The sequence below is a fragment of the Phytohabitans rumicis genome, assembly GCF_011764445.1.
GTDB classification, from domain to species: Bacteria; Actinomycetota; Actinomycetes; order Mycobacteriales; family Micromonosporaceae; genus Phytohabitans; species Phytohabitans rumicis.
Genome location: NZ_BLPG01000001.1, coordinates 9,322,319 through 9,343,298, shown reverse-complemented (window position 1 = coordinate 9,343,298; position 20,980 = coordinate 9,322,319). Strand labels below are relative to the sequence as shown.

15 protein-coding genes are annotated in these 20,980 nt (G+C 72.4%); 6 read left to right on the top strand and 9 right to left on the bottom strand.

Features of this window, described 5'->3' with window-relative positions; all coding sequences use genetic code 11:
- Positions 1–6: 6 nt before the first annotated feature.
- The gene (locus tag Prum_RS42330; RefSeq protein WP_218577627.1) at positions 7–960 is read right to left on the bottom strand and encodes an ABC transporter permease; all 954 of its coding nucleotides are present in this window, start codon (positions 958–960) and stop codon (positions 7–9) included.
- Positions 961–970: 10 nt separating this feature from the next.
- Positions 971–2,596: an ABC transporter substrate-binding protein gene (locus Prum_RS42325; RefSeq protein ID WP_173082882.1), complete on the bottom strand. Its 1,626-nt coding sequence runs from the start codon at positions 2,594–2,596 to the stop codon at positions 971–973.
- Between the two features lie 159 nt (positions 2,597–2,755).
- On the opposite strand from Prum_RS42325, the gene Prum_RS42320 reads away from it, so the two are divergent.
- The gene (locus Prum_RS42320) at positions 2,756–4,042 is read left to right on the top strand and encodes an MFS transporter (RefSeq protein ID WP_173082880.1); all 1,287 of its coding nucleotides are present in this window, start codon (positions 2,756–2,758) and stop codon (positions 4,040–4,042) included.
- Positions 4,043–4,394: 352 nt separating this feature from the next.
- Here Prum_RS42320 and Prum_RS42315 read toward each other — a convergent pair whose 3' ends face one another.
- On the bottom strand, positions 4,395–5,450 hold the full coding sequence (locus tag Prum_RS42315) for an alpha/beta fold hydrolase (RefSeq protein WP_173082878.1): 1,056 nt from the start codon (positions 5,448–5,450) through the stop codon (positions 4,395–4,397).
- Positions 5,451–5,556: 106 nt separating this feature from the next.
- On the opposite strand from Prum_RS42315, the gene Prum_RS42310 reads away from it, so the two are divergent.
- Together Prum_RS42310 and Prum_RS42305 are read left to right on the top strand one after the other, a co-directional pair.
- Positions 5,557–6,117: a PadR family transcriptional regulator gene (locus tag Prum_RS42310; protein ID WP_173082876.1), complete on the top strand. Its 561-nt coding sequence runs from the start codon at positions 5,557–5,559 to the stop codon at positions 6,115–6,117.
- A gap of 9 nt (positions 6,118–6,126) precedes the next feature.
- The gene (locus Prum_RS42305) at positions 6,127–8,199 is read left to right on the top strand and encodes a tetratricopeptide repeat protein (RefSeq protein WP_173082874.1); all 2,073 of its coding nucleotides are present in this window, start codon (positions 6,127–6,129) and stop codon (positions 8,197–8,199) included.
- Here the strand turns inward: Prum_RS42305 and Prum_RS54170 are convergent.
- Complete coding sequence (locus Prum_RS54170) at positions 8,186–8,314, bottom strand: hypothetical protein (RefSeq protein WP_281369103.1); 129 nt, start codon at positions 8,312–8,314, stop codon at positions 8,186–8,188. The genes Prum_RS42305 and Prum_RS54170 overlap by 14 nt on opposite strands.
- A 239-nt stretch (positions 8,315–8,553) precedes the next feature.
- Here Prum_RS54170 and Prum_RS42300 point away from each other — a divergent pair, with 239 nt between their 5' ends.
- Both Prum_RS42300 and Prum_RS42295 read left to right on the top strand, forming a co-directional pair.
- Positions 8,554–9,513 carry an ATP-binding cassette domain-containing protein gene (locus tag Prum_RS42300; RefSeq protein WP_173082872.1) on the top strand — a complete coding sequence of 320 codons (960 nt, stop codon included), beginning with the start codon at positions 8,554–8,556 and terminating at the stop codon, positions 9,511–9,513.
- Positions 9,510–10,301 carry an ABC transporter permease gene (locus Prum_RS42295; RefSeq protein ID WP_173082870.1) on the top strand — a complete coding sequence of 264 codons (792 nt, stop codon included), beginning with the start codon at positions 9,510–9,512 and terminating at the stop codon, positions 10,299–10,301. Before Prum_RS42300 ends, Prum_RS42295 begins: the two co-directional genes overlap by 4 nt.
- Here Prum_RS42295 and Prum_RS42290 read toward each other — a convergent pair whose 3' ends face one another.
- Genes Prum_RS42290 through Prum_RS42275 form a run of 4 tightly spaced genes read right to left on the bottom strand, consistent with a single transcriptional unit; the run spans position 10,302 to position 16,383 of the window.
- Positions 10,302–13,475 carry an ATP-binding protein gene (locus Prum_RS42290; RefSeq protein ID WP_173082868.1) on the bottom strand — a complete coding sequence of 1,058 codons (3,174 nt, stop codon included), beginning with the start codon at positions 13,473–13,475 and terminating at the stop codon, positions 10,302–10,304.
- A gap of 2 nt (positions 13,476–13,477) precedes the next feature.
- Positions 13,478–14,092, bottom strand: coding sequence for a carbonic anhydrase (locus Prum_RS42285; RefSeq protein ID WP_173082866.1), 615 nt, complete (start codon positions 14,090–14,092; stop codon positions 13,478–13,480).
- A 60-nt stretch (positions 14,093–14,152) separates the two neighbouring features.
- Positions 14,153–16,069: an MMPL family transporter gene (locus Prum_RS42280; RefSeq protein ID WP_246278467.1), complete on the bottom strand. Its 1,917-nt coding sequence runs from the start codon at positions 16,067–16,069 to the stop codon at positions 14,153–14,155.
- Positions 15,982–16,383, bottom strand: coding sequence for a hypothetical protein (locus Prum_RS42275; protein WP_173082862.1), 402 nt, complete (start codon positions 16,381–16,383; stop codon positions 15,982–15,984). The genes Prum_RS42280 and Prum_RS42275 overlap by 88 nt, the downstream gene beginning before the upstream one ends.
- Positions 16,384–16,507: 124 nt before the next feature.
- On the opposite strand from Prum_RS42275, the gene Prum_RS42270 reads away from it, so the two are divergent.
- Complete coding sequence (locus Prum_RS42270) at positions 16,508–17,227, top strand: TetR/AcrR family transcriptional regulator (protein ID WP_173082860.1); 720 nt, start codon at positions 16,508–16,510, stop codon at positions 17,225–17,227.
- A gap of 57 nt (positions 17,228–17,284) precedes the next feature.
- Here the strand turns inward: Prum_RS42270 and Prum_RS42265 are convergent, their stop codons facing one another.
- Positions 17,285–20,956 (bottom strand): S8 family serine peptidase, encoded by a 3,672-nt coding sequence (locus Prum_RS42265; protein WP_173082858.1) that lies wholly within the window; start codon positions 20,954–20,956, stop codon positions 17,285–17,287.
- Between the last annotated feature and the right edge of the window lie 24 nt (positions 20,957–20,980).

Here is a 20,980-nt window from a genome sequence, read left to right as displayed (position 1 = left end):
GGTTGTTCAGTGCGTGCGGTGCGCGTGCGTGACGCGCGGATCAATCAGCGGGTAGATGAGGTCGACGACCAGGTTTATCGCGACGAACGCGGCGGCGACCACCAGCACGACCGCCTGGACGACGTGGACGTCCTGGGCGAGCACGGCCTCCTGCGCGAGGCGCCCGAGGCCGTCGCGGGTGAAGACGGTCTCGACGACCACCGCCTCGGCGACGGTCGCGCCGAGCAACATCCCGAGCAGGGTCAGCGCCGGCAGCGCGGCGTTGCGCAGCGCGTGCCGGGCCTGGACGACGTGGCGGGACAGTCCCTTGGCACGGGCGGTGGTGATGTACGGCTCCGCGAGCGAGTCGTCCAGGCTGCGGGTCAGCACCTGGGCGAGCATCGCGGACGTCGGGATGGCCATCGTGATCGCCGGCAGGATCAGCGTCTGCCAACCGTCCGAGCCTGTGGCCGGCAGCCAGCCCAGCGAGAACGCGAACACCTGGATCAGCAGCAACCCGATGAAGAACGGAGGGAACGACACCCCTACCGCGGGCAACCGGCGCAGCAGAACCCGAGCCGGGCGCCACTGCACGTACGCGGCCAGGTACGCGACGGCAACACCAACCACGACAGTGAGCAGGATCGCCGTCATGCCCAGGGCCAAAGTGGAGCCGAGGCGCGGCACCAGCAATTGGGACACCGGAACGTTCTTGGAGATCGAATTCCCGAAGTCGAGGCGCACCAGCTGCCACAGCTGATCGAAATACTGCACGTACACCGGCTCGTCCAGGCCGTACTTGGCCTCCAGAGCGGCCAACTGCTCCGGACTGAGGTCCTCGACCTGCACGTCCCCGGCCGCCAGCAGCAGCGCGACCGGGTTGCTCGGCAGCAGGTACAGCACCACGAACGTCACGGTGAACACCGCCCACAGCACGCCCACCGCCTGGGCGAGCCGGCCGAGGATGTAGCGCAGCATCATCACCTGCGTCCTACTTGGACAGCCAGATGTCGTTGGCCCGCAGGAACGCCTCGCTGGTGAAGGCGAAGCCGCGGACCTTGCTGGACAGGCCGGCGAGCTGCACCCGTTCGAACACCGGGAACGACACGCCCTGCTCGACCAGGTACTTCTGCAGGTCCGCGTAGACCAGCCCGCGCTTGGTCGGGTCGACGGCCTGCAGGCCCTTCGCGAACAGCTCGCTGACCTTGGTGGCGGTGGCTCCATCCTGGCTGTAGATGGCCGTGCCCTGCTTGCTCACCGCCTGGTCCAGCGCCGAACCCAGCACGCTCGGGTCCGCCCTGGTCAAGACCGTCAGAGCCAGGTCAAACCCGCCGGACGCGAAAATCTCGACCCGCTGCGCAGCGGTCACCACCTTCAGGCTCAAGTCGATGCCCACCTTCTTGAGCTGGTCCTGCACGAGTTGGTCGCCGGGTGACGCGACGGTGACCGGGTCGACAAGGGTCAGCTTCTTGCCGTCCTTGTACCGGTATCCGTCGCTGCCGAGCTTCCAGCCGGCCTCGTCGAGCAGGCGGGCGGCGCCGTCCGGGTCATACGCCAGTGCGGCAGACTGGTCGGCGAAGTGCGGTGTCGTGGAGTCGAAGACGCTGGCCACCACCGGGTAGTCGGCCCAGTAGATGGTTGAGGCGTAGGTCTTGCGGTCGATCGCCTTCTGCAGTGCCTGGCGGACCGTCAGGTCGGCCAGTGGCCCGCCCTTGGCGACGTTGGGCACCAGTTGGTAGCTGATGCCGGGCAGCGGGCGCGACTCGATGCTCCCGCCGGCGGCCTGGATGAGTTGCTGGTCGGCCTCGGAGATGGGCTCGCGCGGCCAGGCGATGTCGATGGCGCCGCTGGTGAGGCTGCCGACCCGGACACTGTCCTCCTTGATGTAGCTGACCTCGATGGCGTCCAGGTACGCCGCGCCCTGGTTCTTGACCAGCGAGGACGGCCAGGCGTAGTCCTTGCGCTTGGTCAGGCGCGCCTGCTTCGCCGCGGTGTAGCTGTCCAAGGTGAACGCCCCGGACCCGACGACCTTGCCGGCGCACCGCTGCTCGGGAGTCTCCTGGTAGGTCTTGGGCGACAGGATCGCCAGCGTGGTGGTCGACGTGGCCTGCAGGAAGGCCGCGTTGGGCGTGTCGAAGTCCACCGTGACGGTGTCGGCATCGACCACCGTGGACGATGCGTATCCGGCGAGGTAGGTCAGGCCCAGCACCGACCTCGGCCCGAGCGCGAACGTGCCGTCCAGGGATGTCTTCACCGCGGCCGCGTCCAGCGGCGTGCCGTCGCTGAACGTCACCCCCTTGCGCAGGTTGAACGTGTACGTCTTGGCGTCATCGGATACCGCCCAGTCGGTCGCCAGCCAGGGCACGATCTTGCCGGTCTCCGGGTCCTGGTCGGTGAGCGAGTCCGCGATCTGGCGGTCCAGTGAGCGGCTCTCGATCCAATACACCTGGTTGGGGTCGATGCAGCCCTGCGCGTCGTCCCAGAAAGCGATCTTCAAGGTGCCGCCGGGGACCGGTGTGTCACCGGCGGCGGCCGTCGGGGAGCCACCACCGCCACAGGCAGCAAGGCCCATCACGGCCGCGAGCGACAGGGCCCCGATGCGTCTGGGCTTTCTCATGGCGGTGCTATCAACGTCATGCCCGCATGCTAGGTGGACCCACTTGACGATGATGGAATCCGGCTGCGATGCGCTTCCAGCCTCGTTCAGTACTCGTCAAGTACCCGTCCTTACGCTGACCGGCTACCACGGCTTGTGAACGAGATTGAAGGGCACACATTGCATCAGCGTGCGTACGAGGGCCTGTGCACCGCCGAGGAGAAGCGGCACACCTCGCTCATCCGCAACCCGAAACTGACATTGTTCGCGCTCGCGCTGGGGACCTTCGCGATCGGCACCGGCGAGTTCGGCAGCAACGGCATCATCCAGCTGTTCGCGTCCGATCTGGATCTGTCGATCCCGGTCGCGACGTACGCGATCACTTCGTACGCCTTCGGGGTGATGGTCGGCTCTCCGGCGATCACCCTGCTCGCCGCCCGGGTCAACCGGCGCACCCTGCTGCTCGGCCTGATCGCGCTGTTCCTGGTCGGCAACGGGCTCTCCGCGCTGGCGCCGAACATCGCGCTGCTGGTCGTCTTCCGGTTCGTCGCCGGCAGCGTGCAGGGCGCATTCTTCGGCGCCGGGGCCGTCGTCGCCGCGTACGTGTACGGGCCTGGCAAGGGCGGCAAGGCGTTCGCCACCGTGATGGGCGGCCTCACCGTCGCCACCATCTTCGGGTCGCCGCTGGGCACATTCATCGGTCAGAACGCCGGCTGGCGGGTCATGTACTGGACCGTGGTCGCCGTCGGTCTGCTCGCCGGCGCCGCCCTGGTGACCTGGCTGCCGCGAACCGATGAACTGCGCGGCGGCTCCATCGCGAGCGAGCTGGGCGCGCTGCGCCGGTCGGGTGTCTGGCTGATGGTCACCGTCGCGGCGCTGGGCATTTCGAGCATCTTCGCCGTCTACACGTTCATCGGCCCGTTCGTCACCGACGCGGCCAGGCGGGACGCCTCGCTCATCCCGATCGCGCTCGCCGTCTTCGGTCTCGGTATGGCAGTCGGCAACTACCTCGGCGGACGCGTCGCCGACCGGTACGACCACCGCGGCCTGATCTGGGGCTACGGCGGCGCCCTGGCGCTCCTGGTCGTGATCGGCGTGGCCGGCGATGACTTGGCGGTCCTGCTGCCCTGTCTGTTCGGCGTCGGCGCGACCACGATGTTCGCGATCCCCACCATCCAGGTCCGGCTGACCGGCTTCGCCCCCGACGCCCCTACCCTGATGGGCGCGCTCAACCTCGCCGCCCTCAACCTGGCCAACTCGCTCGGCGCGATCGGCGGCGCGATCACCCTCGACGCCGGCTGGGGCACCCTGTCCACCGTCTGGGCCGGCTTCATCCTCACCACCGCCGGCCTGCTCCTGTACGTCGGGACCGTGGCCCGGGTGAAGCCCCTGGCTCAGGGTGAACAGCTACCGACTAGCTCTCGTCCTGGTACGCCGGCAGAGGTCCGGGCGCGCCCAGTCGCGTGAACCATTTCGGCGGTTCCGCGGCGGTGAATGCCTGCACCATCGAGGCGAGCCAAGCCGCGAAGGACGGGAAGTCCGGCCTCGCGAGCTCCGGAAACTCCCACTCGCCGCTGTCGACGTACCGCGCATGTCCTTCTTGGTCGTCTTGGTGGTGGTAGTACACGGGGTACTCCCCGTCCGCGTCCGGCTGGGTGACGTCGAAACACCAGACCGCCTCGCCGCCGGCCCCGGCGAAGCCGACGAGGTGGTTGGTGCTCAGATAGCGGTCGTCGCCCCGGCTGACTTCCTCGGGTAGGTGGACCAGCTCCGCATTGAGCTCCGCGATCTCGTTTTCGTCGACGATAGACCGTCCCGTCTACGCCGTTGCCAAGGGACGGACCCGGGTGAGCAGTTCGGTGAGGAACTGGTCGGGTCGGGTGAGCATCGACGTGTGTCCGGTGTCGGGCAGGCGCACGAATTCCTTTGCCGGCGCGTCGACGGCGGCGAGGTACTGCTCGGCGAGCGATGGCAGGGTGTGCAGGTCGGCGTCGCCGTGGAGGATGAGAAATGGCGTCTCGAATCGGGTGCCGAGCGTTTCGGGGGTGCAGGACATGGTTTCGGCGAACAGGCGCGGCGGCAGGAAGAGGGCGCCGAAGGCGCCGCGGTAGACGTCGGCGAGCGAGTACTCCGGCCAGAACAGCACGGCCGCCGGGGCGCTTCGCTGCCAGGCGCGCATGTCGGGGTCGGTCGCCATGCTCCAGCGCAGTTTGGTGATCCAGGTCCGGGCGTCGCGGTACGGCGGCGCGTGGCGTTCGAGGGCCTTGACCGCTCTGCGGTTGCCCGCCGTGCGCGCCCGGTCCAGTGCCAGCTGGTGGGTCAGGTGTTCGTTGCGGGCCATGTCGGCGATCTGTCCGGTGCCGACGTAGGCGTGCAACAGGTCGGGGCGGCGCCGGGCGATGGTGACGCCGACGATGCTGCCCTGTGAGTGACCGATGAGGATGACCTTGTCCTGGTGCAGGTGTCGCCGGACCCACTCGACGACTTCGATGCCGTCATCGGCGAGCTGGCCGAACGTCCACGTGTCGCTGCCGGCCTTGCCGTTGCGTCCGCGGGTCCGGCCGACGTCACGGCGATCCCACAGGACGACGGTGAAGTGCTGCTCCCACGCTTGCAGGGCCGTGGTGAACGGCTCCATCGGCAGGCCCGAGCCGGCGAGGATCAGCAGGATCGGGTTGGCCCGGTCCACGCCTCGGATCTGGATCCACTGATCGATTCCGCCGATCCTGATGTAGCGGCCCTCGGCGATGCCGGCGGGTGTGTCGATGGCGAGCGCGCGGGCGACGCGGCGTTGGCGCAGCCTGCGGTAGGCCAGCGGGACGGCGGCTGCGAGCGCGGCGATGCCGGCCGCGCTGCCGAGGACGATGCCGATCATGATTTCCCTCCGGGGCTCCAGCCAGTACGAAGAAAATGACATGTTGGTTTCTACATGTCAAGCCCTACATGTACGCTGTCGGGAGGACCGATCGGGAAGGCCGCCGATGTCATTGCGGTACGCGTTGCTGGGACTGCTCGCCGAGGAGCCGGCCAGCGGGTACGACCTGACCAGGAAGTTCGAGCGTGCGCTGCAGCGCTACGCCTGGCACGCCCAGCACAGCCAGATCTACCCGGAGCTCAACCGCCTCGCCGCCGATGGCCTGGCCATGGTGGTCGCCGAAGGGGCGCGGGGGCGACGGACGTACGCGATCACCGACAAGGGCCGCACCGAGTTGCGGAGTTGGATGCTCAATCCGCCGGACGTGTTCGTCGTCCGCCACGAGTTCGTGCTGCGCCTGTTCCTGTTGTCCACACTGGACCCCGACGACGCGCGCGCCGTGCTGCGTCCGGTCGTCGAGGACAGTGCACGGGAGCTGGCGACACTGCGCGAATCGATCGATACGGCCGACACCACGACCCCACCCGGCGCGCTGCCCGCGTTCGGCCGCCTGGTTGCCGAGTACGGCCTGCGTTCGTTCCAGACCATGCACGACTGGGCACTGTGGGCACTGGACCAGATCGACCAGGCCGACACCACCGCCCCGGAGATCAACCACAGCGAATAAACTCCACGAGTGACGGCCAGGTGGCTGCGCCAACGGCTCGTTCCCGCGTGGTGGGTGGCGACGTGCGCGCTCGCGGTGGCGGCCCCGGCCGTGGTCGCCGCGTTCGGCGTCACCCGGCCCCCGATCCTCGGCGCGGCCGCGGTGGTGGCCGCGCTTGCGACGGCGTTGGCGGGCAACGCACAGCAGCTGCACGCTCGCACGAGCGAGCGTGCCGAACGCCGGCGCCTCGCCATGCGGGAAGGCTTGCTCATCGACCGGCGGGGCCGGCCGCCACAGGTGCGGGACATCCGCGACGCGACCGTGCTCGGCGTCCATCCGGCCATCAGCGACGCGTCGGCCGGCAGGACGAACAAGGTACCCGCCTACGTTCCACGCGAGATCGACGACCGGCTGCGGGCGCGGCTGCGCGAGGGCGGCTTCGTGCTCCTCGTCGGCGACTCGTCGTCCGGCAAGTCCCGCACCGCGGTCGAGGCGATGTCCGCCGTCCTGCCGGACCACGTCCTGATCAGCCCGCTCACCAGGACGGCGGTGCCGGCCGCCGTCGAGACGGCCGGGCGAGCCCGCCGCTGCGTCGTATGGCTCGACGATCTGGAGCAGTACCTCGGCGCGGACGGACTGACCCGAGCCCGGCTCCTACAAGTGGTGGCCTGGCCCGATCCCGACCGGTTGGTCCTGGCCACGATGCGGGCGGCCGAGTACGCCCGGGTGATCGATCCGGCCGGCGACGAGCGGGACGAGCGGGCCTCCCGCGAGCAGGCCGAGGACGCGCGGGCCGTCTTGGCGCTGGCCGAAACGATCCCGCTGGCTCGGATCTTCACCGCGACCGAACTCCGCACACCCATCATCAAGGCCGGCGACCCCCGGCTCGCGGACGCACTGCGGCATGCCAACCGGTACGGCGTGGCCGAGTACCTCGCCGCGGGTCCGGAGTGCTTGACGTTGTGGAGCAACGGATGGGCGGCGGGGGTGCATCCCCGCGGCGCCGCGCTGGTGGCTGCCGCCGTCGACGCGCGTCGGGCCGGCGTCACCGCACCGCTGCCGCGCACCCTGCTCGACCAGGTCCACGAGCACTACCTGGACCGGCGGGGCGGGGCGACGCTACGCCCCGAGGTGCCCGCAGCGGCGTGGGAGTGGGCCACCCGGCCACGACGAGGCACCACGGGACTGCTGGTGCCCAACCCGCGGGTGGTCGATGGCGTCGACGTCTTCGACTATCTGGTCGACAGCGTGGAGCGGAACGCACGGGCAACGGACCGGATCCCCGACGAGCTGCTCTCGGCACTACTGCTCGTCGCCGATCCAGCCGAGTTGACCCGGGTCGCCGGCACCGCGTTCGAGGCCGGCCATGAAAACACCGCGCTGCGGGCACATCGCGGGGCGTACGAGCGTCGCCTGGCCGAGCTGGGTCCGGACCACCCCGACACGGTGGCCAGCCAGCACAGCGTCGCGTACGCGCTGACCCGGGTCGGCCAGCCCGATGCCGCCCGACCCATCTGGCAGGAGCTCGTCGCCACGTACACGAGGATGTCCGAGACGGACCAGGTCTGGGCCCTGCGGGCCCGACAAGGTCTGGCGAACACCCTGCCGCCGGCATCGGCGGCGGTCGAGCTGGCGCACCTGTACGAGGAGTTCCGTCGCGCCATCGGCCCAGACGACCGCCTGAGCCTGGCCTGCCGTAGCGACCTCGCCGGAGCCCTGTCCGCCGCGGGCCGTCACGACGAGGCCCGGACCGTGTTCGACGCGTTGCTCGACGATCTGCGGCGCGTGCCCGGCCACTGGTACAACGGGCCGGTCGGGGCACGTCACCAGATCGCCTACGTGCTCACCTCGCTCGGCCGGCTGGACGAAGCCGAACCCCTGTGGGAGGAGGTGGTCGCCGCGTACCTGGACGAGCGCGGCGTGGACCACCCACTCACGCTGCGGGCCCGGCAGGGAATCGCCTGGGTCGTACTCGAACGGGGCCGGCTGCCAGCGGCGCGAGAGCTTCTCGCACCGCTGCTCGGGGACTACCAACGCGTTCTCGGCCCCGAGCACCCGTGGACCGCGAGCTGCGTCGAGATGCTGGCCCTCACTCGGCGGTGATGTCGAGCGGTGCGGCACCGCGCGGCACGGTGAGCAGGGCGACGACGGCGACGGCCGCCGCGGCGATGGCGAGGACGCCGAGTGCGGGCTGCAGGCCACCGACGGCCGTGCCCACACCGGCGAGCAGCAGCGGTGAGGCGAACTCGCCGACGAAGAGGAAGCCGGTCCACAGCCCGGTGCTTGCGATCGACGGTGTCGACGATGGTGCCCGCGAACGGCGCGGCGAGTCCGATCATGAGTGCCGGCACGGTGAGCACGACGGGTACCAGCACGTCGACGCCGGCGACGGCGGCGAAGTGCGCGTGAAACCGCGGTGAAGCCGCCGTGATCCTGGGTGGGCGCAAGCTCTGCGGCATGACACACACGCCATCCCAGCCGGCGATCGTGGCGAGCGGGCTGCGCAAGTCGTTCGGCGACAAGGTCGTGCTCGACGGCATCGACCTGCACGTCTCACAGGGCACGATCTTCTCCATGCTCGGCCCCAACGGTGCCGGCAAGACCACGACGGTCCACATCCTGTCCACGCTGATCCGCGCGGACGGCGGCGAGATCCGCGTCGCCGGCCACGATCCGACCCGCGACCCCGACGCGGTACGCGCCGCGATCGGCCTGACCGGCCAGTTCTCCGCGGTGGACAAGTTGCTCACCGGCGAGGAGAACCTGCGGCTCATGGCCGACCTGCACCACCTGGGCCGCCGGGAGGGCCGGCGGCGGGCGGGTGCGCTGCTGGAGCGGTTCGACCTGGTGGAGGCCGGCAAGAAGACCGCCGCGACGTACTCCGGCGGCATGCAGCGCCGGCTGGACCTGGCCATGACACTGGTCGGCGACCCACAGGTGATCTTCCTGGACGAGCCGACCACGGGCCTGGACCCGCGCAGCCGGCGCGGCCTGTGGCAGATCATCCGCGATCTGGTCGCGGGCGGCGTCACGATCTTCCTGACCACGCAGTACCTCGACGAGGCGGACCAGCTGGCCGACCGGGTCGCCGTGCTGGACCACGGTCGGCTGGTGGCCGAGGGCACCCCGGCCGAGCTCAAGCGCCGGGTCGCCGGCGGGCATCTCAGCCTCCAGTTCGCCGACGCGGCCGAGCTGGACCTGGCCGCCCGGGTACTCGGCGACGTGACCCGCGACGACGACGCGCTGACCGTGCAGGTGCCGCACGACGGCGGCGTCCGGTCGCTGCGCGCCCTGCTGGACCGGCTCGACGACGCCTCGATCGAGGTCGCCGGCCTGACCGTGCACACCCCCGACCTCGACGACGTGTTCCTGGCCCTGACGGGCCAGGACAAGAAGGAAACGGAGACCGTCCGATGAGCACCATGTCGTACGCCCTGACCGACTCGGCCACGATGCTCCGGCGGCAGCTCAAGCGGATGGCCCGCTACCCGTCCATGACGTTGCAGTTGGCCGGCATCCCGGTGATCTTCCTGCTGCTGTTCGTGTACGTCTTCGGCGGCACCCTCGGCAACGGACTGGGCGGCACGGCCGGCGGGCGCGGCGCGTACGTCAACTACGTCACGCCCGGGATCGTCATGATGACCGTGGCCGCCGTCGCCCAGGGCACCGCGATCTCGGTCGCCATGGACATGACCGAGGGCATCATCGCCCGGTTCCGCACGATGGCCATCGCCCGCGTCTCGGTGCTGACCGGGCACGTCCTCGGCGCGCTGGTGCAGACCCTGCTCAGCGTCGCGGTGGTCGTGGGCGTCGCGCTGCTCATCGGGTTCCGGCCGACTGCCACCCCGGTGGAGTGGGTCGCCACGGTCGGCGTGCTGGCGATGCTCACGTACGCGCTGACCTGGCTGTGCGTCGCGCTGGGCATGGTGTCCAAGACGGTCGAGTCGGCGAGCAACCTGCCGATGCCGCTGGTGTTCCTGCCGTTCCTGGGCAGCGGGTTCGTGCCCACCGAGTCGATGCCGACCGCGCTGCGCTGGTTCGCCGAGTACCAGCCGTTCACGCCGATCATCGAGACGATCCGGGGGCTGCTGTTGGGCACCGGGATCGGCAACAGCGCGGTCCTCGCGACCGCGTGGTGCGCCGGCATCGCCCTGGTCGGCTACCTGTGGGCGAAGAAGCTCTTCAACCGCGACCCGACAACCTGATCAGATCCGGTCACGCTCGCGCAGCGCGGCGATCGCGGCGGCTCGCAGGCCGTCACCGCTCAGGCCGGCGTACGAGGACACCGCGTCCGCGTACGCCGGCCCGTCGGCCTGTGCGGCGGCCTGGTGGGCCCGGGTCGCCGACATCGTCGGCTGGAACCCGCGCAGGAAGCGGAACCGCTCGGCCAGCGCGACCAGCCGCGCCCCGCAGGCCACGACCCGCGCGTTGCCGGTCCGGGCGCCGCGGTCCAGGTCCATCGCCGCCAGAGCGAGCAGCAGCGCCCCGCACGTCGGCAGGTCCATGAAGAACGGCGGCGGCTTGTCCACCGGGTTCGCGAGCAGCGTCGACAGCCTCGGCGCCACCTCGCGGGCGAGCTGTTCGACGAGGTCCAGCCGGCCGTGGTACGCGTGCGCGACGACCACGACGGCGTGCGCTTCCAGCTCCCACGGGTCCCGGCCGGCCGGCTCGATCCGGTACAGCGAGCCGGCTGCCTCCCACAGTTGGTCGTACGCCCGCCGCCACAGGGCCAGGCCGCCCTCGACGTCGCCGCGGGCGAGCCGGATCTCGGCCCGGATCCCGGTGTCGAACGAGATCACGCCGTACTCGTCGCCACGCCGTTCCTCGGTCGCCACCGCCAGCCAGCGCTCGGCGGCGTCGTAGTCGCCGATGTGCATGCAGGCCACCACCACGCCCCACCGGAAGCCGATGGAGTCCGGCCACGGCCCGAGCAGCCGCAGCCCCGCCTCGAAGTGCCAGCGCGCCTCGGCGCCGTGGTCGAGTTGCAGGGACAGCTCGCCGACGCGGCCGTGGGCGAGCAGTTGGGCCCACGGGCTGGCCCGCTCGTCGAGACCGTCGAACATGCGCCGGGCCGCCTTCAGGGCCGCGTCCGGGTCGCCGGCGGACTCCCACAGGTAGCTGGCCGCGGCGTTGGCGCCCGCGGCGACCAGCGGCTCCTGGCTGTCGCACAGGGCGCGCAGCGCCGGGCTGTCCGGCCCGAGGATGTCGCCGATGGCGCCCAGCAGGATCGCGATGGCCCCGATCAGGGTGTCCGGCGGGGGCGGCGGCAGCCGGCGCAGCACGGCGAGGCAGCGCGTCGCCCGCGGCCCCTGGAGCATGACGGTGTTCGCCGCGCACACGGTCGCCGCCACCCGGGTGACGCCGACCATGTCGGGGGCGGGCCGGAAGTGCGAGAGCACCCAGCCGGCCTCGTCCTCCAGCGCGTACAGGCGGGGGTAGTTGGACTCCGCGGTCCACAGCTCGCCCAGGACGGCGGTGGTCGCCGCGACGGTGGGGCCGTCCTCGCGGGCGACCGCGTGCCGCAGGGCCAGCACCAGGTTGTCCTGCTCGCCCCGGACCGTACCGCCGGACGTGTAGGGGTCAGCGCCGAACAGCGCGCCGTGCCACGCCACGCCGAACTCGCGTGCCCACGCCAGGAAGCCGTCCACCACGCGGTCGTTCTCGCCGGCCTCCTCGCGGCGGGCGGCGCTGAACTCCCGCACCGTCTCCAGCATCCGCAGCCGGGTGCCGGACCCGGTCTCCACCACCTTGAGCAGCGACTGGTCCACCAGGTCCTCGACGATCGGCAGCGCGTCGTCCACGCCGAGCACGCGCCCGGCCGCCTCGGCGGTGAACCCGCCCGGGAAGATCGACAGCGCCCGCATCGCCGCCTGCCCGGCCGGTGCGAGCAGGTGCCAGCTCCAGTCGACCACGGCCTGCAATGTCCGGTGCCGCTCCGGGGCGTCCCGGGCGCCGCCGCGCAGCAGCCCGAACCGGTCCCGCAGCCGGTGGGCGATCTCGGCGACCGACATGACCCGCACGCGCGCGGCGGCCAGCTCGACCGCGAGCGGCAGCCCGTCCAGGTGCCGGCACACCTCGGTCACCGTGTCGTCGGGCAGGTCGGCGCCGGGGCGCGCGGCCCGCGCCCGCTGGCCGAAGAGCTCCACCGCCGTGGGCAGGCTCAGCTCCGGCAGCGGGTACACCGACTCGGAGGTCAGGCCGAGCGGCGCCCGGCTGGTGGTGAGCACCCGCAGGTCCCGGGTCACCGACACCAGCGAGCGGACCAGTTCGGCGGCGCCGCGGATGACGTGCTCGCAGTTGTCCAGCACCAGCAGCACCGGGCCGGGGCCGAGGGCGGCGGCGATGCCGGTGACGACGTCGGGCGGGATCGCGGCGTACCCGCCCAGGCTGAGCCGGCCCTCGCCGACGCCGAGGACCGAGGCGACCTCGGCGACCACGTCGTCGTCGGAGGTGACGCCGGCGAGGCCGACCAGGTGCACGACCCGCTGCTCGGCCTGGCGGCTGACCACCTGGGCGAGGCGGGTCTTGCCCAAGCCGCCGGGGCCGACGATCGAGGTGACCCGGGACGTGCGCAGCAGGTTGGTCACCGCGTCGATGTCGCCGTCCCGGCCGAGCAGCGAGTTGGGCTCCTCCGCCACGCCGTGCCGCACCGCCGGCGCCGTACCCGCCAAAAGCTCGTGGTGGACGGCCCGCAGCGCCGGGCCGGGGTCCGTGCCGAGGTCGTCGCGCAGCGCCCGCCGGTAGCTGTCGTAGCGGTCCAGCGCGGCCGCCGGACCCACCGTGCCGGCCTCGCAGCGCAGCAGCTCCAGCAGTACCTCTTCGTCGCGCGGCAGCGCGAGCACCAGGCCGGCCAGCGGCGCCGCGGCCTCCGCGTGCCGGCCGAGCCGGGCCAGCGCCAGGGCCCGCGTCCGCACCAGCGAGCGCCGCGTCGCCGCCCGCTGCGCGCGCAGCATGGACAGCGGATCATCGGGTACGGCGTCGCCGTCCTCGATGTCCGGCGAGAGCCCGAGGCCCGCCTCGGCCTCGGCCAGCGCGGCGAGGTGGTCACCGGCCCGCGCGTGGCGGTCGCTGGCGGCCGCCCGGGCCAGGATCGCGGCGGCGTCGACCTGGTCCTCGGCCAGCGCGAGCCGGTAGCCGGTCGGCGTGGTGAGGATGGCGCCGGAGCCGAGCAGCCCGCGGGCCCGGGAGACCAGGATCTGCAGCGCCTTGGTGGGGTTTTCCGGCCGCTCGTCCGGCCACAGCCCGTCGACGAGCCGGGCGGTGCCGCAGCCGGTACGCAGGTCGGCGGCCAGCAGCGCGAGCAGGCTGTGCAGCCGCGGACCGGTGATGTCCTGCCCGCGGTACGCCACGCGGGAGAGCAGGATCAGGTCGGCGGCCACGGTCAAAGCGTAGACAGCACTTCGACCCGGCCGGTGTCCACGTCGTAGACCGCGCCGGCCACGGTGGCCGCGACGCTCATGCGCAGCCGGCGGGCCGTGGCCACCACGTGTGCGCGGGTGGCGATCCGGGCGGCGTCGGTCCGGGCGAAGTCGACGGTGCCGATGTTCCGGTCGATCTCGTCGAGGACGGCGTTGGCGCCTGCGCCCGGCCGGCGTGGTTCCATTGCCGCGGCGATGGCGGCGCACCGGGTGTGCCCGAGCACGAGTACCAGCGTGACCCCGAGCATGTCGACGGCGAGCCGCGCGGACGCGACGGCGGCCTGGTCCAGCGCGTGCCCGGCCGTACGGATCGCGCACACCGCCCCGAAGTCCTGGTCGAACACGGCCTCCACGGGCACCCGCGAGTCCATGCACCCGACCACCGCCGCGTACGGCCGGGGGTCGGCGGCCGCGGCCAGCGCGGCGGCGAGCCGGTGCCCGTGCCGGGCCGCCCCGGCGACGAACCGCTGGTTGCCGGCGACGAGCTCCGCCAACACCCCTTCCGGCGTGGCCCTGCGCGCCGGGGCGGGCCGCGGAAACGGGATGGGCGCCGCCGTGGGATCGGGAAACCGGAACATACGTCTGATCGTGAAGGATCCGGGTCGTCATAGCGACCCGGATCCTTCGCGTTGTTCGCGCTACGCGTTGACCAGCTCGCGCTCGGGCTCGGCCACCGGGAGGTGTTGCTCGGGGCGGCCCTCGACGTGCAGTTCGGGCAGGCGGCGGGACAGCCAGGCGGGCATCCACCAGGTGGCGCGGCCGAGCAGGTGCATCACCGACGGGACCAGCAGCATCCGGACCACGGTCGCGTCGACCAGGATCGCGGCGGCCATGCCGACCCCGATCACCTTGAGTACGACGTCGGGGCTGGGCACGAACGCGGCGAACACCGCGATCATGATGGCGGCGGCCGCGGTGACCACGCGCCCGGTGCCGGCCAGCCCTTCGGTGATCGCGCGCCCGCTGTCGCGGGTGCGGATCCACGTCTCCCGCATCCGGCTGACCAGGAACACCTCGTAGTCCATGGACAGTCCGAACAGGACGGCGAACATCAGCACCGGCACGAACGCGGGCAGCGGCGTCTCGGTGTCGATGCCGATCAGCTTGCCGGCCCAGCCGCCCTGCAGCACGTAGGCCACCACGCCGTACGCGGCGGCGACCGAGAGCAGGTTCATGGCGGCCGCCTTGACGGCGATGGCGATGCTGCGGAACGAGGCGACCAGCAGCACCATCGACAGCAGCACCACGCCGGCGATCAACAGCGGGATGCGCCGGGCGATGTTCTCGGTGCTGTCGATGGAGGCGGCCGTGACGCCGCCGACGCGCACCGTCGTACCCGTGTCGCGGGTGGCGTCCGGGATGGTGGTGTCGCGCAGGTGGTGCACGAGGTCCTCGGTGGCCGCGTCCTGCGGGCCGCTGCCCGGGATGACGGTGATGACCGCGGTGTCCCCGGCCGGGTTGAGCTGCGGCGGTGTGACGGCGGCGACGCCGGGCGTGGCCGCGAGAGCGGCGCCGAGGCGTTCCAACGTGGTGGTGTCACCGGCGGTGGGCAGCTCCGCGGCGAGGACCAGCGGGCCGTTCGCGCCGGCGCCGAAGCCGGCGGCCTGCATGTCGTACGCCTGCCGGGTGGAGGTCTCCTCGCGGTTGTTGCCGGCGTCGGGGAAGCCGAACCGGACGCCCAGGAACGGCGCGGCGAGCGCGAGCAGCACGGCGGTCCCGGCGAGCGCGGAGATGACCCGGTGCCGCTGGACCAGCCGGCTCCAGCCGACCCAGCCGCGGCCGGGTTGGATGTGCCCGCCGACCGCGACGTCGACCCGACGCCGGCCCAGCGGCAGGCGCAGCCGGTCGACGTGCCGGCCGAGGTAGCCCAGCAGGGCCGGGAAGAGCGTGACGCTGGCCGCCATGACCACGAAGACGGCGAGGATCGTCACCAGCGCGGCGCCGCGCATGAACGACAGGCCCATCGCGAACAGGCCGAGCATGCTGACCACGACCGTGCTGCCGGCGACCAGGACGGACCGGCCGGCGGTGTCGAGGGTGGCGACGGTGGCCGCCTCCGGGTCCAGGCCGGCGGCCCGCCACTCGCGGAACCGGGTCACCATCAGCAGCACGTAGTCGATGCCGATGCCGATGCCCATCATCGTGGCGAGCGAGGTCGACCAGTCCGGCGCGTCGACCAGGCGCAGCAGCAGCCCGGTGAGCGTGCTGCTGACCGCGAGGCCGGCGATCGCGACGATGATCGGCAGGCCGGCGGCGACCACCGAGCCGAACGTCAGCAGCAGGATCACGGCGGCGGCGATCAGGCCGATGGTCTCGGAGCCGATCTCGCCCTGCTCGGCGAGCTGGACGGTCTGCCCGCCCAGGGCCACGTCGAAGCCTGCACCGTCGACGCCGTCGGCACTGCCGGCGCTGTCGGCAATCGCCAGCATCCGCTCGCTGTCGACGACCGGCATGTCGTTGGGGTTGGTCACGTCCAGGCGCAGGTGCGCAACCAGGGTACGGCCGTCGGCGGAGACGCCGCCGGGCGCGCTGAACGGGTCGTCGACGCCCGCCACGTGCGGCACCGCCGACAGGTCGGCGAGCAGCTTCTGGACGTCGCCGCGGGCCCCGCCACCCCCGCGTCGGCGCGGACCACGACGTTGACGATCTCGCCGGACTGGGCCGGGAACCGCTCGCTCAGCAGTTCCTCCGCGGCCTTGGAGTCGGATCCGGGGGCGGAGTAGTCGGCGGCGAAGTCGCCGCCGAAGGCGGCCGACAGGCCGATGGCGAGCGCCAGCGCCGCCAGCCAGAGCAGGACGGTGCGCCCGCGGCGCCGGTAGGTGAGGCGGGCAAGCCGGCCCAGTGGGCCGATCCGGGACTGTTCGTTCATCGTCTTACCTCACGCGAAGGGGCGTCATTTGCGTTACGGTTCATAACAAACACTATGAGCCGTCACTTGTCAAGCGGCTTCACGTCTGTAACGATGCTTAACGAAACGCTTACCTGGAGGACCCATGAGCACCGCCCAGCGCGCGGCCCCTCGGCGCGAACGGGCACGCGCCGCCACGATCAACGAGATCAAGCAGACAGCGCTGTCCCTGATGCGCGCGCACGGCCCGGACGCCGTGAAGTTCACCGACATCGCCCGCGCGATGGACATGACCCCGCCCGCGCTGTACCGGTACTTCGCCGACCGGGACGCGCTGATCAGCGCCCTGATCGCCGACGCGTACGAGGCGCTGGGCGCCCGCGTCGCCGAGGCCCGGGCCGCCGCGCCGCCCGGCGACATCAAGGCCGCCTGGCTGGCCGCCGGTCAGGCGTACCGGCACTGGGCGCGCGAGGAGCCGCAGCAGTTCACCCTCATCCTCGGGCTGCCGCTGCCCGACTACGCCGCCCCGAAGGACGGTGCCACCAGCGAGGCGGCCGGCCGGGCGATGGCCCAGCTCTCCGCCCTGTTCGTCGAGGCGATCCAGCGCGGCGAGCTGCGCCCACCGCTGATCCGTGACGTGCACCCCACCGTCGAGGCGTGCGCCCTGGTCAAAAGCGGCAAGCACGACACGCCACCCATTCCGGCGGAGAGCTTCCAGGCGATGCTGCACGGCTGGGCCGCGCTGCACGGGTTCACCTGCCTGGAGGCGTACGGCCACTTCGACTGGATGGACGAAGAGGCGCGCGACCAGCTCTTCCTCGGCCAGCTCAAGCTCGTCGCCGTAGCCGCCGGCCTGCCCTACTGACTGCAAGGAAGGGCCCCTTGTTATGCAAAAAGCGATAACAAGGGGCCCTTCCTTGCACTAGCCGATCTGGTACGCGCGCAGCACGGTCTGCTCCAGCGTGTTGCCGGCCGCGTCGGTCACCCGGGCGCGCAGTGAGGCGTGCCCGGTGGCCGGGTGGTGCACCGTGACCGTCCACCGTGGACCGTTGCGGGTCACCGCGGCCTTGCGCCAGGTGCGCCCGCCGTCGTACGACACGTCCACCGTGAACCGCTTGACCCGCACCGCACCGGCGTCCTGCCGCTCCACGTACGCCGGGAACGTGAACGCCCGCCCGCCGGGTGCCCGGTTGCGCACGTCCACCGCCGGGTCGAACCGGGTCGTCAACAGCGGCAGCGGCTCGCCCTCATCCGCCCCGGACGACCGGAACGTCCAGGCCGCCGACACCTCCGTCCACAGTGGCCACCAGTCGACCGCCCGCCGGGTCTGGGCGACCAGGCGGTACCGACCCGGCTCGTCCGGCACCGGGAAGCGGGCCGCGTCCGGCACCGGCGCGGTGCCCACCTCGACACCGTCGCGGTACAGGGTGATCGAGCCGGAGTCGGTGCCGTCCTCGGCGAACGGCACCCGCGGGCGGCCGGCGGCGTCGCCGTACATCGGCAGGACGGCGTCGATCGCGCCGTCCACCCGCCGGACCCACGGCCCGTCCCGGAAGGTCGGCCCGGCGACCGCCTTGTTCCACGCGATCCGGTACGCCTTGCCGGCCTTCAGGTCCAGCGTGTCGTGGAGCGTGTCCCGCGGGCCCCAGTACCCGTGCGTGATCAGCTCCCAGTTACCGGGCGTGAAGTACTCCACCTGCTCCCGTCCGGCGGCCGTCGGCTGCGACCAGCCGCCGCCCAGCCGGGTGCCGAAGAACGGGACGGACGCCACGTAGTACCGCGCCGTGCCGGGGGCGTTGTCGTGGTACGCCGTCCGCACCGCCGCCAGGTCCCGGGTGCGCGGCCGGTGCACCTGGGCGGTGCTCACCTGCCCCGTCACCCCGTACGCCAGCTCGTAGCGGTACTTGGGCAGCGGGCGGCTGGCGTACGTGGCGGTGAGCCCGCCCGCCTTGGCCAGGTCGGCGAAGCGGGCCGCGGTCGGCCCGTACCCGCGCAGCGTCGGCAGCGCGGGCACCGGCTCCTCCTCGGCGGCCCGCACGGCGGCGACGCCCAGGTCCTCGGTGACCAGCACCATCGCCAGCCGGCCGCCGGCCTGCTTGATGTGCTCGGTGCGCCGGTACGCCTCCTCGTACGTGGTCTCGCCGGACACCTCGAAGAGCACCAGCTTGCCCCGCGCGTCGACCTTGGCCAGGTCCTCGGGCGTGCCCGCGCCGGCGTGCACGACGGGCAGGGTGAGTGCCTCCTCCGGCGTGGGCGAGCCGGACAGCCAGCCGGCCGCGACCTCGAACCGCTGGTCGCCGGCCGCGAACAGCTCCAGGTCCGCCTCGGACGCCCGCCGCGACTGCCCGAACGCGAACGACGACGAACTGGTGCCCGGCACGGTGGCCGCGTACGCCTCGTGGAAGCGCGGATCCAGGGACGTGCTCATGCCATGGACGCAGCCGCAGTCGCTGACCTTCGTCATCGTCTGCACCACGTAGCCGCCGCCACGTGCCGCCGGGTTGTCCGCGGTGACCGAGACCTGCTTGCCGTCCCGGGCGTCCAGGGTCTGCGTGGCGTCCCGGTTCAGCTTGAGCTCCGGGTGGGTGATGAACGCGAACGTGGGCTCCTGCCCGGCCCGGGGCGTCTCGATGGTCGCGTGGACGGCGTACCGGCCGGCGGGCAGCCGGTGCGTGCCCACGCCGCCCCAGAAGAAGAAGTCACTGCGGTCCAGGTCGAAGATCACCACGCTGGGGTAGTCCGACTCCCCCACCGCGGCGCCGTCCCGGTCGACCAGGTTGAGGGTCAGGTCGTACATCTCCGGCTCCTGGGAGACGGACAGCGCGGTTCGGGTGGCGACCGCGCCGCCGGCGCCGCGGGCGGTGAGCACGCCGCCGTACGTGCCGGCGCCGCCGTCCCGGGCGGACACCAGCAGGTCCACGGTGGCGCTGCCGCCGGCGGGCACGGTCACCGTGCTCCCCGGGAGGCTCAACAGGCCCTCGGGTGCCGGGCTACCGTCGCGGCCGGTGAGCGCGGCGTCCAACTCCAGCGTCACCGCCTCGGTGCCGGTGTTGTGCCAGGTGACCGGCCGCTTCGCGGTGCTGCCCGCGGTGGGCCACTTCAGGTACGTCGACACGCTGCCGGTGGCGGTGACCGCCTGCCGGGTGGCCCGGTCGGCGTCCACCCGCCCGGTGCCCACCGCGTACGGCCCGGCGCCCTCGACCGGGACGGCGGTGCTCATCAGCGCGGCCTTGAGCCGGTCGCCGGTCCACTCCGGATGCTGCTGGGCCAGCAGCGCCGCCGTGCCGGCCACGTGCGGGGTGGCCATCGAGGTGCCGCTCAACCGCTGGTACGCGTCGCCGACCGGCTCGCCGAGCGGCGGCACGCCGGCCGGGCGGGCCGCGACGATGTCCTCGCCCGGCGCGGCCAGGTCCGGCTTGACCGCGCCGTCGCCGATGCGCGGGCCCCGGTTGGAGAACTCGCTGAGCACGTCGGTCTTGCTGAGGCTACCCACGGCGAGCGCCTCGTCGGCCGCGGCGGGCGTCGACACCCACTCGTCGGCGCCGTCGTTGCCGGCCGCCACCACGAAGAGGGTGCCGTGCTCGCGGGACAGCGTGTTCACGGCCGCCGACAACGGGTCGGTGCCGTCCGTGCCGTACCCGCCGAGGCTCATGTTGACCACGTCGGCGCCGGCGTCCGCGGCGGCCCACTGCATGCCGGCGAGAATGTCGTCGAATTCGCCCCAACCGCTGTCGTCGAGGACCTTGCCGACGGCGAGCGTGGCGTCCGGGGCGACGCCCCGGTACCGGCCCTCGGCGGCCGCGCCGGAACCGGCCACGGTGGACGCGACGTGCGTGCCGTGCCCGTTGCCGTCCGCGGCGCTGCCCTTGCCGGAGAAGTCCTTGGCGGTGGCCACCTTTCCGGCCAGGTCCGGGTGGTCGGCGGCGATTCCGGTGTCCAGCACGGCGACCCGCACCCCCTTGCCGGTGAGGCCGCGCTGCCAGGCGGCCGGGGCGCCGATGTGCGGCACGCTCTCGTCCAGGCTGGCCTTGGCCCGCCCGTTGAGCCACACCGTGGCGATGCCCTGGGTACGCAGCCCGCTCGCGGGCGACAACTCCCGCCAGAACGCGCCGGACCGGTCCGCGTCGACCGCGGTCATGCCCACGCCGGGCAGGGCCCGCCGCATGTGTGCCCCGGGCGGGGCGACCAACTTCGCCGCGCGGGCGCCGCCGGCGTACCCGATGAGCAGTGGGATGCGCGCGGCGTGCGCGTCGTCCAGGCCCTGCCGGACCAGGCCGGTGACGTTGAAGAGCTGCCAGTCCAGCGTGCCGGCCCGCAACAGGCCGGCGGCGTCGGCCGGGATCAGGTACCGGTCGCCGTGCCGGACCACCTCCTGGAAGCGCGCCGGGCGCGAGCGCGGCGCCGGCTGCACGGCCAGCACGCCGCTAGGCCGCACCAGCACCCGGTCACCGGTGATCAGGGTGACCCAGGTACCGGGATCGGCGGTGGCGGGCGGCGGCGGTGCGGCCCGGCCGGCGGGCGGCACGGCCAGCGCGGCCGCCAGCGCCACCACCACGGCGGCCAGGCCGCTGGTCAGGCGGGTACGTCGGATCATCCGATCTCCTCGATGCGTCGGGAA

What these genes read in the sequence shown, in the direction of transcription:
- Prum_RS42330 (WP_218577627.1), bottom strand. Translation starts at nt 960, where the DNA reads ATGATGCTGCGCTACATCCTCGGCCGGCTCGCCCAGGCGGTGGGCGTG.
- Prum_RS42325 (WP_173082882.1), bottom strand. Translation starts at nt 2,596, where the DNA reads ATGAGAAAGCCCAGACGCATCGGGGCCCTGTCGCTCGCGGCCGTGATG.
- Prum_RS42315 (WP_173082878.1), bottom strand. Translation starts at nt 5,450, where the DNA reads ATGATCGGCATCGTCCTCGGCAGCGCGGCCGGCATCGCCGCGCTCGCA.
- Prum_RS42310 (WP_173082876.1), top strand. Translation starts at nt 5,557, where the DNA reads ATGTCATTGCGGTACGCGTTGCTGGGACTGCTCGCCGAGGAGCCGGCC.
- Prum_RS42300 (WP_173082872.1), top strand. Translation starts at nt 8,554, where the DNA reads ATGACACACACGCCATCCCAGCCGGCGATCGTGGCGAGCGGGCTGCGC.
- Prum_RS42295 (WP_173082870.1), top strand. Translation starts at nt 9,510, where the DNA reads ATGAGCACCATGTCGTACGCCCTGACCGACTCGGCCACGATGCTCCGG.
- Prum_RS42285 (WP_173082866.1), bottom strand. Translation starts at nt 14,092, where the DNA reads ATGTTCCGGTTTCCCGATCCCACGGCGGCGCCCATCCCGTTTCCGCGG.
- Prum_RS42275 (WP_173082862.1), bottom strand. Translation starts at nt 16,383, where the DNA reads ATGAACGAACAGTCCCGGATCGGCCCACTGGGCCGGCTTGCCCGCCTC.
- Prum_RS42270 (WP_173082860.1), top strand. Translation starts at nt 16,508, where the DNA reads ATGAGCACCGCCCAGCGCGCGGCCCCTCGGCGCGAACGGGCACGCGCC.
- Prum_RS42265 (WP_173082858.1), bottom strand. Translation starts at nt 20,956, where the DNA reads ATGATCCGACGTACCCGCCTGACCAGCGGCCTGGCCGCCGTGGTGGTG.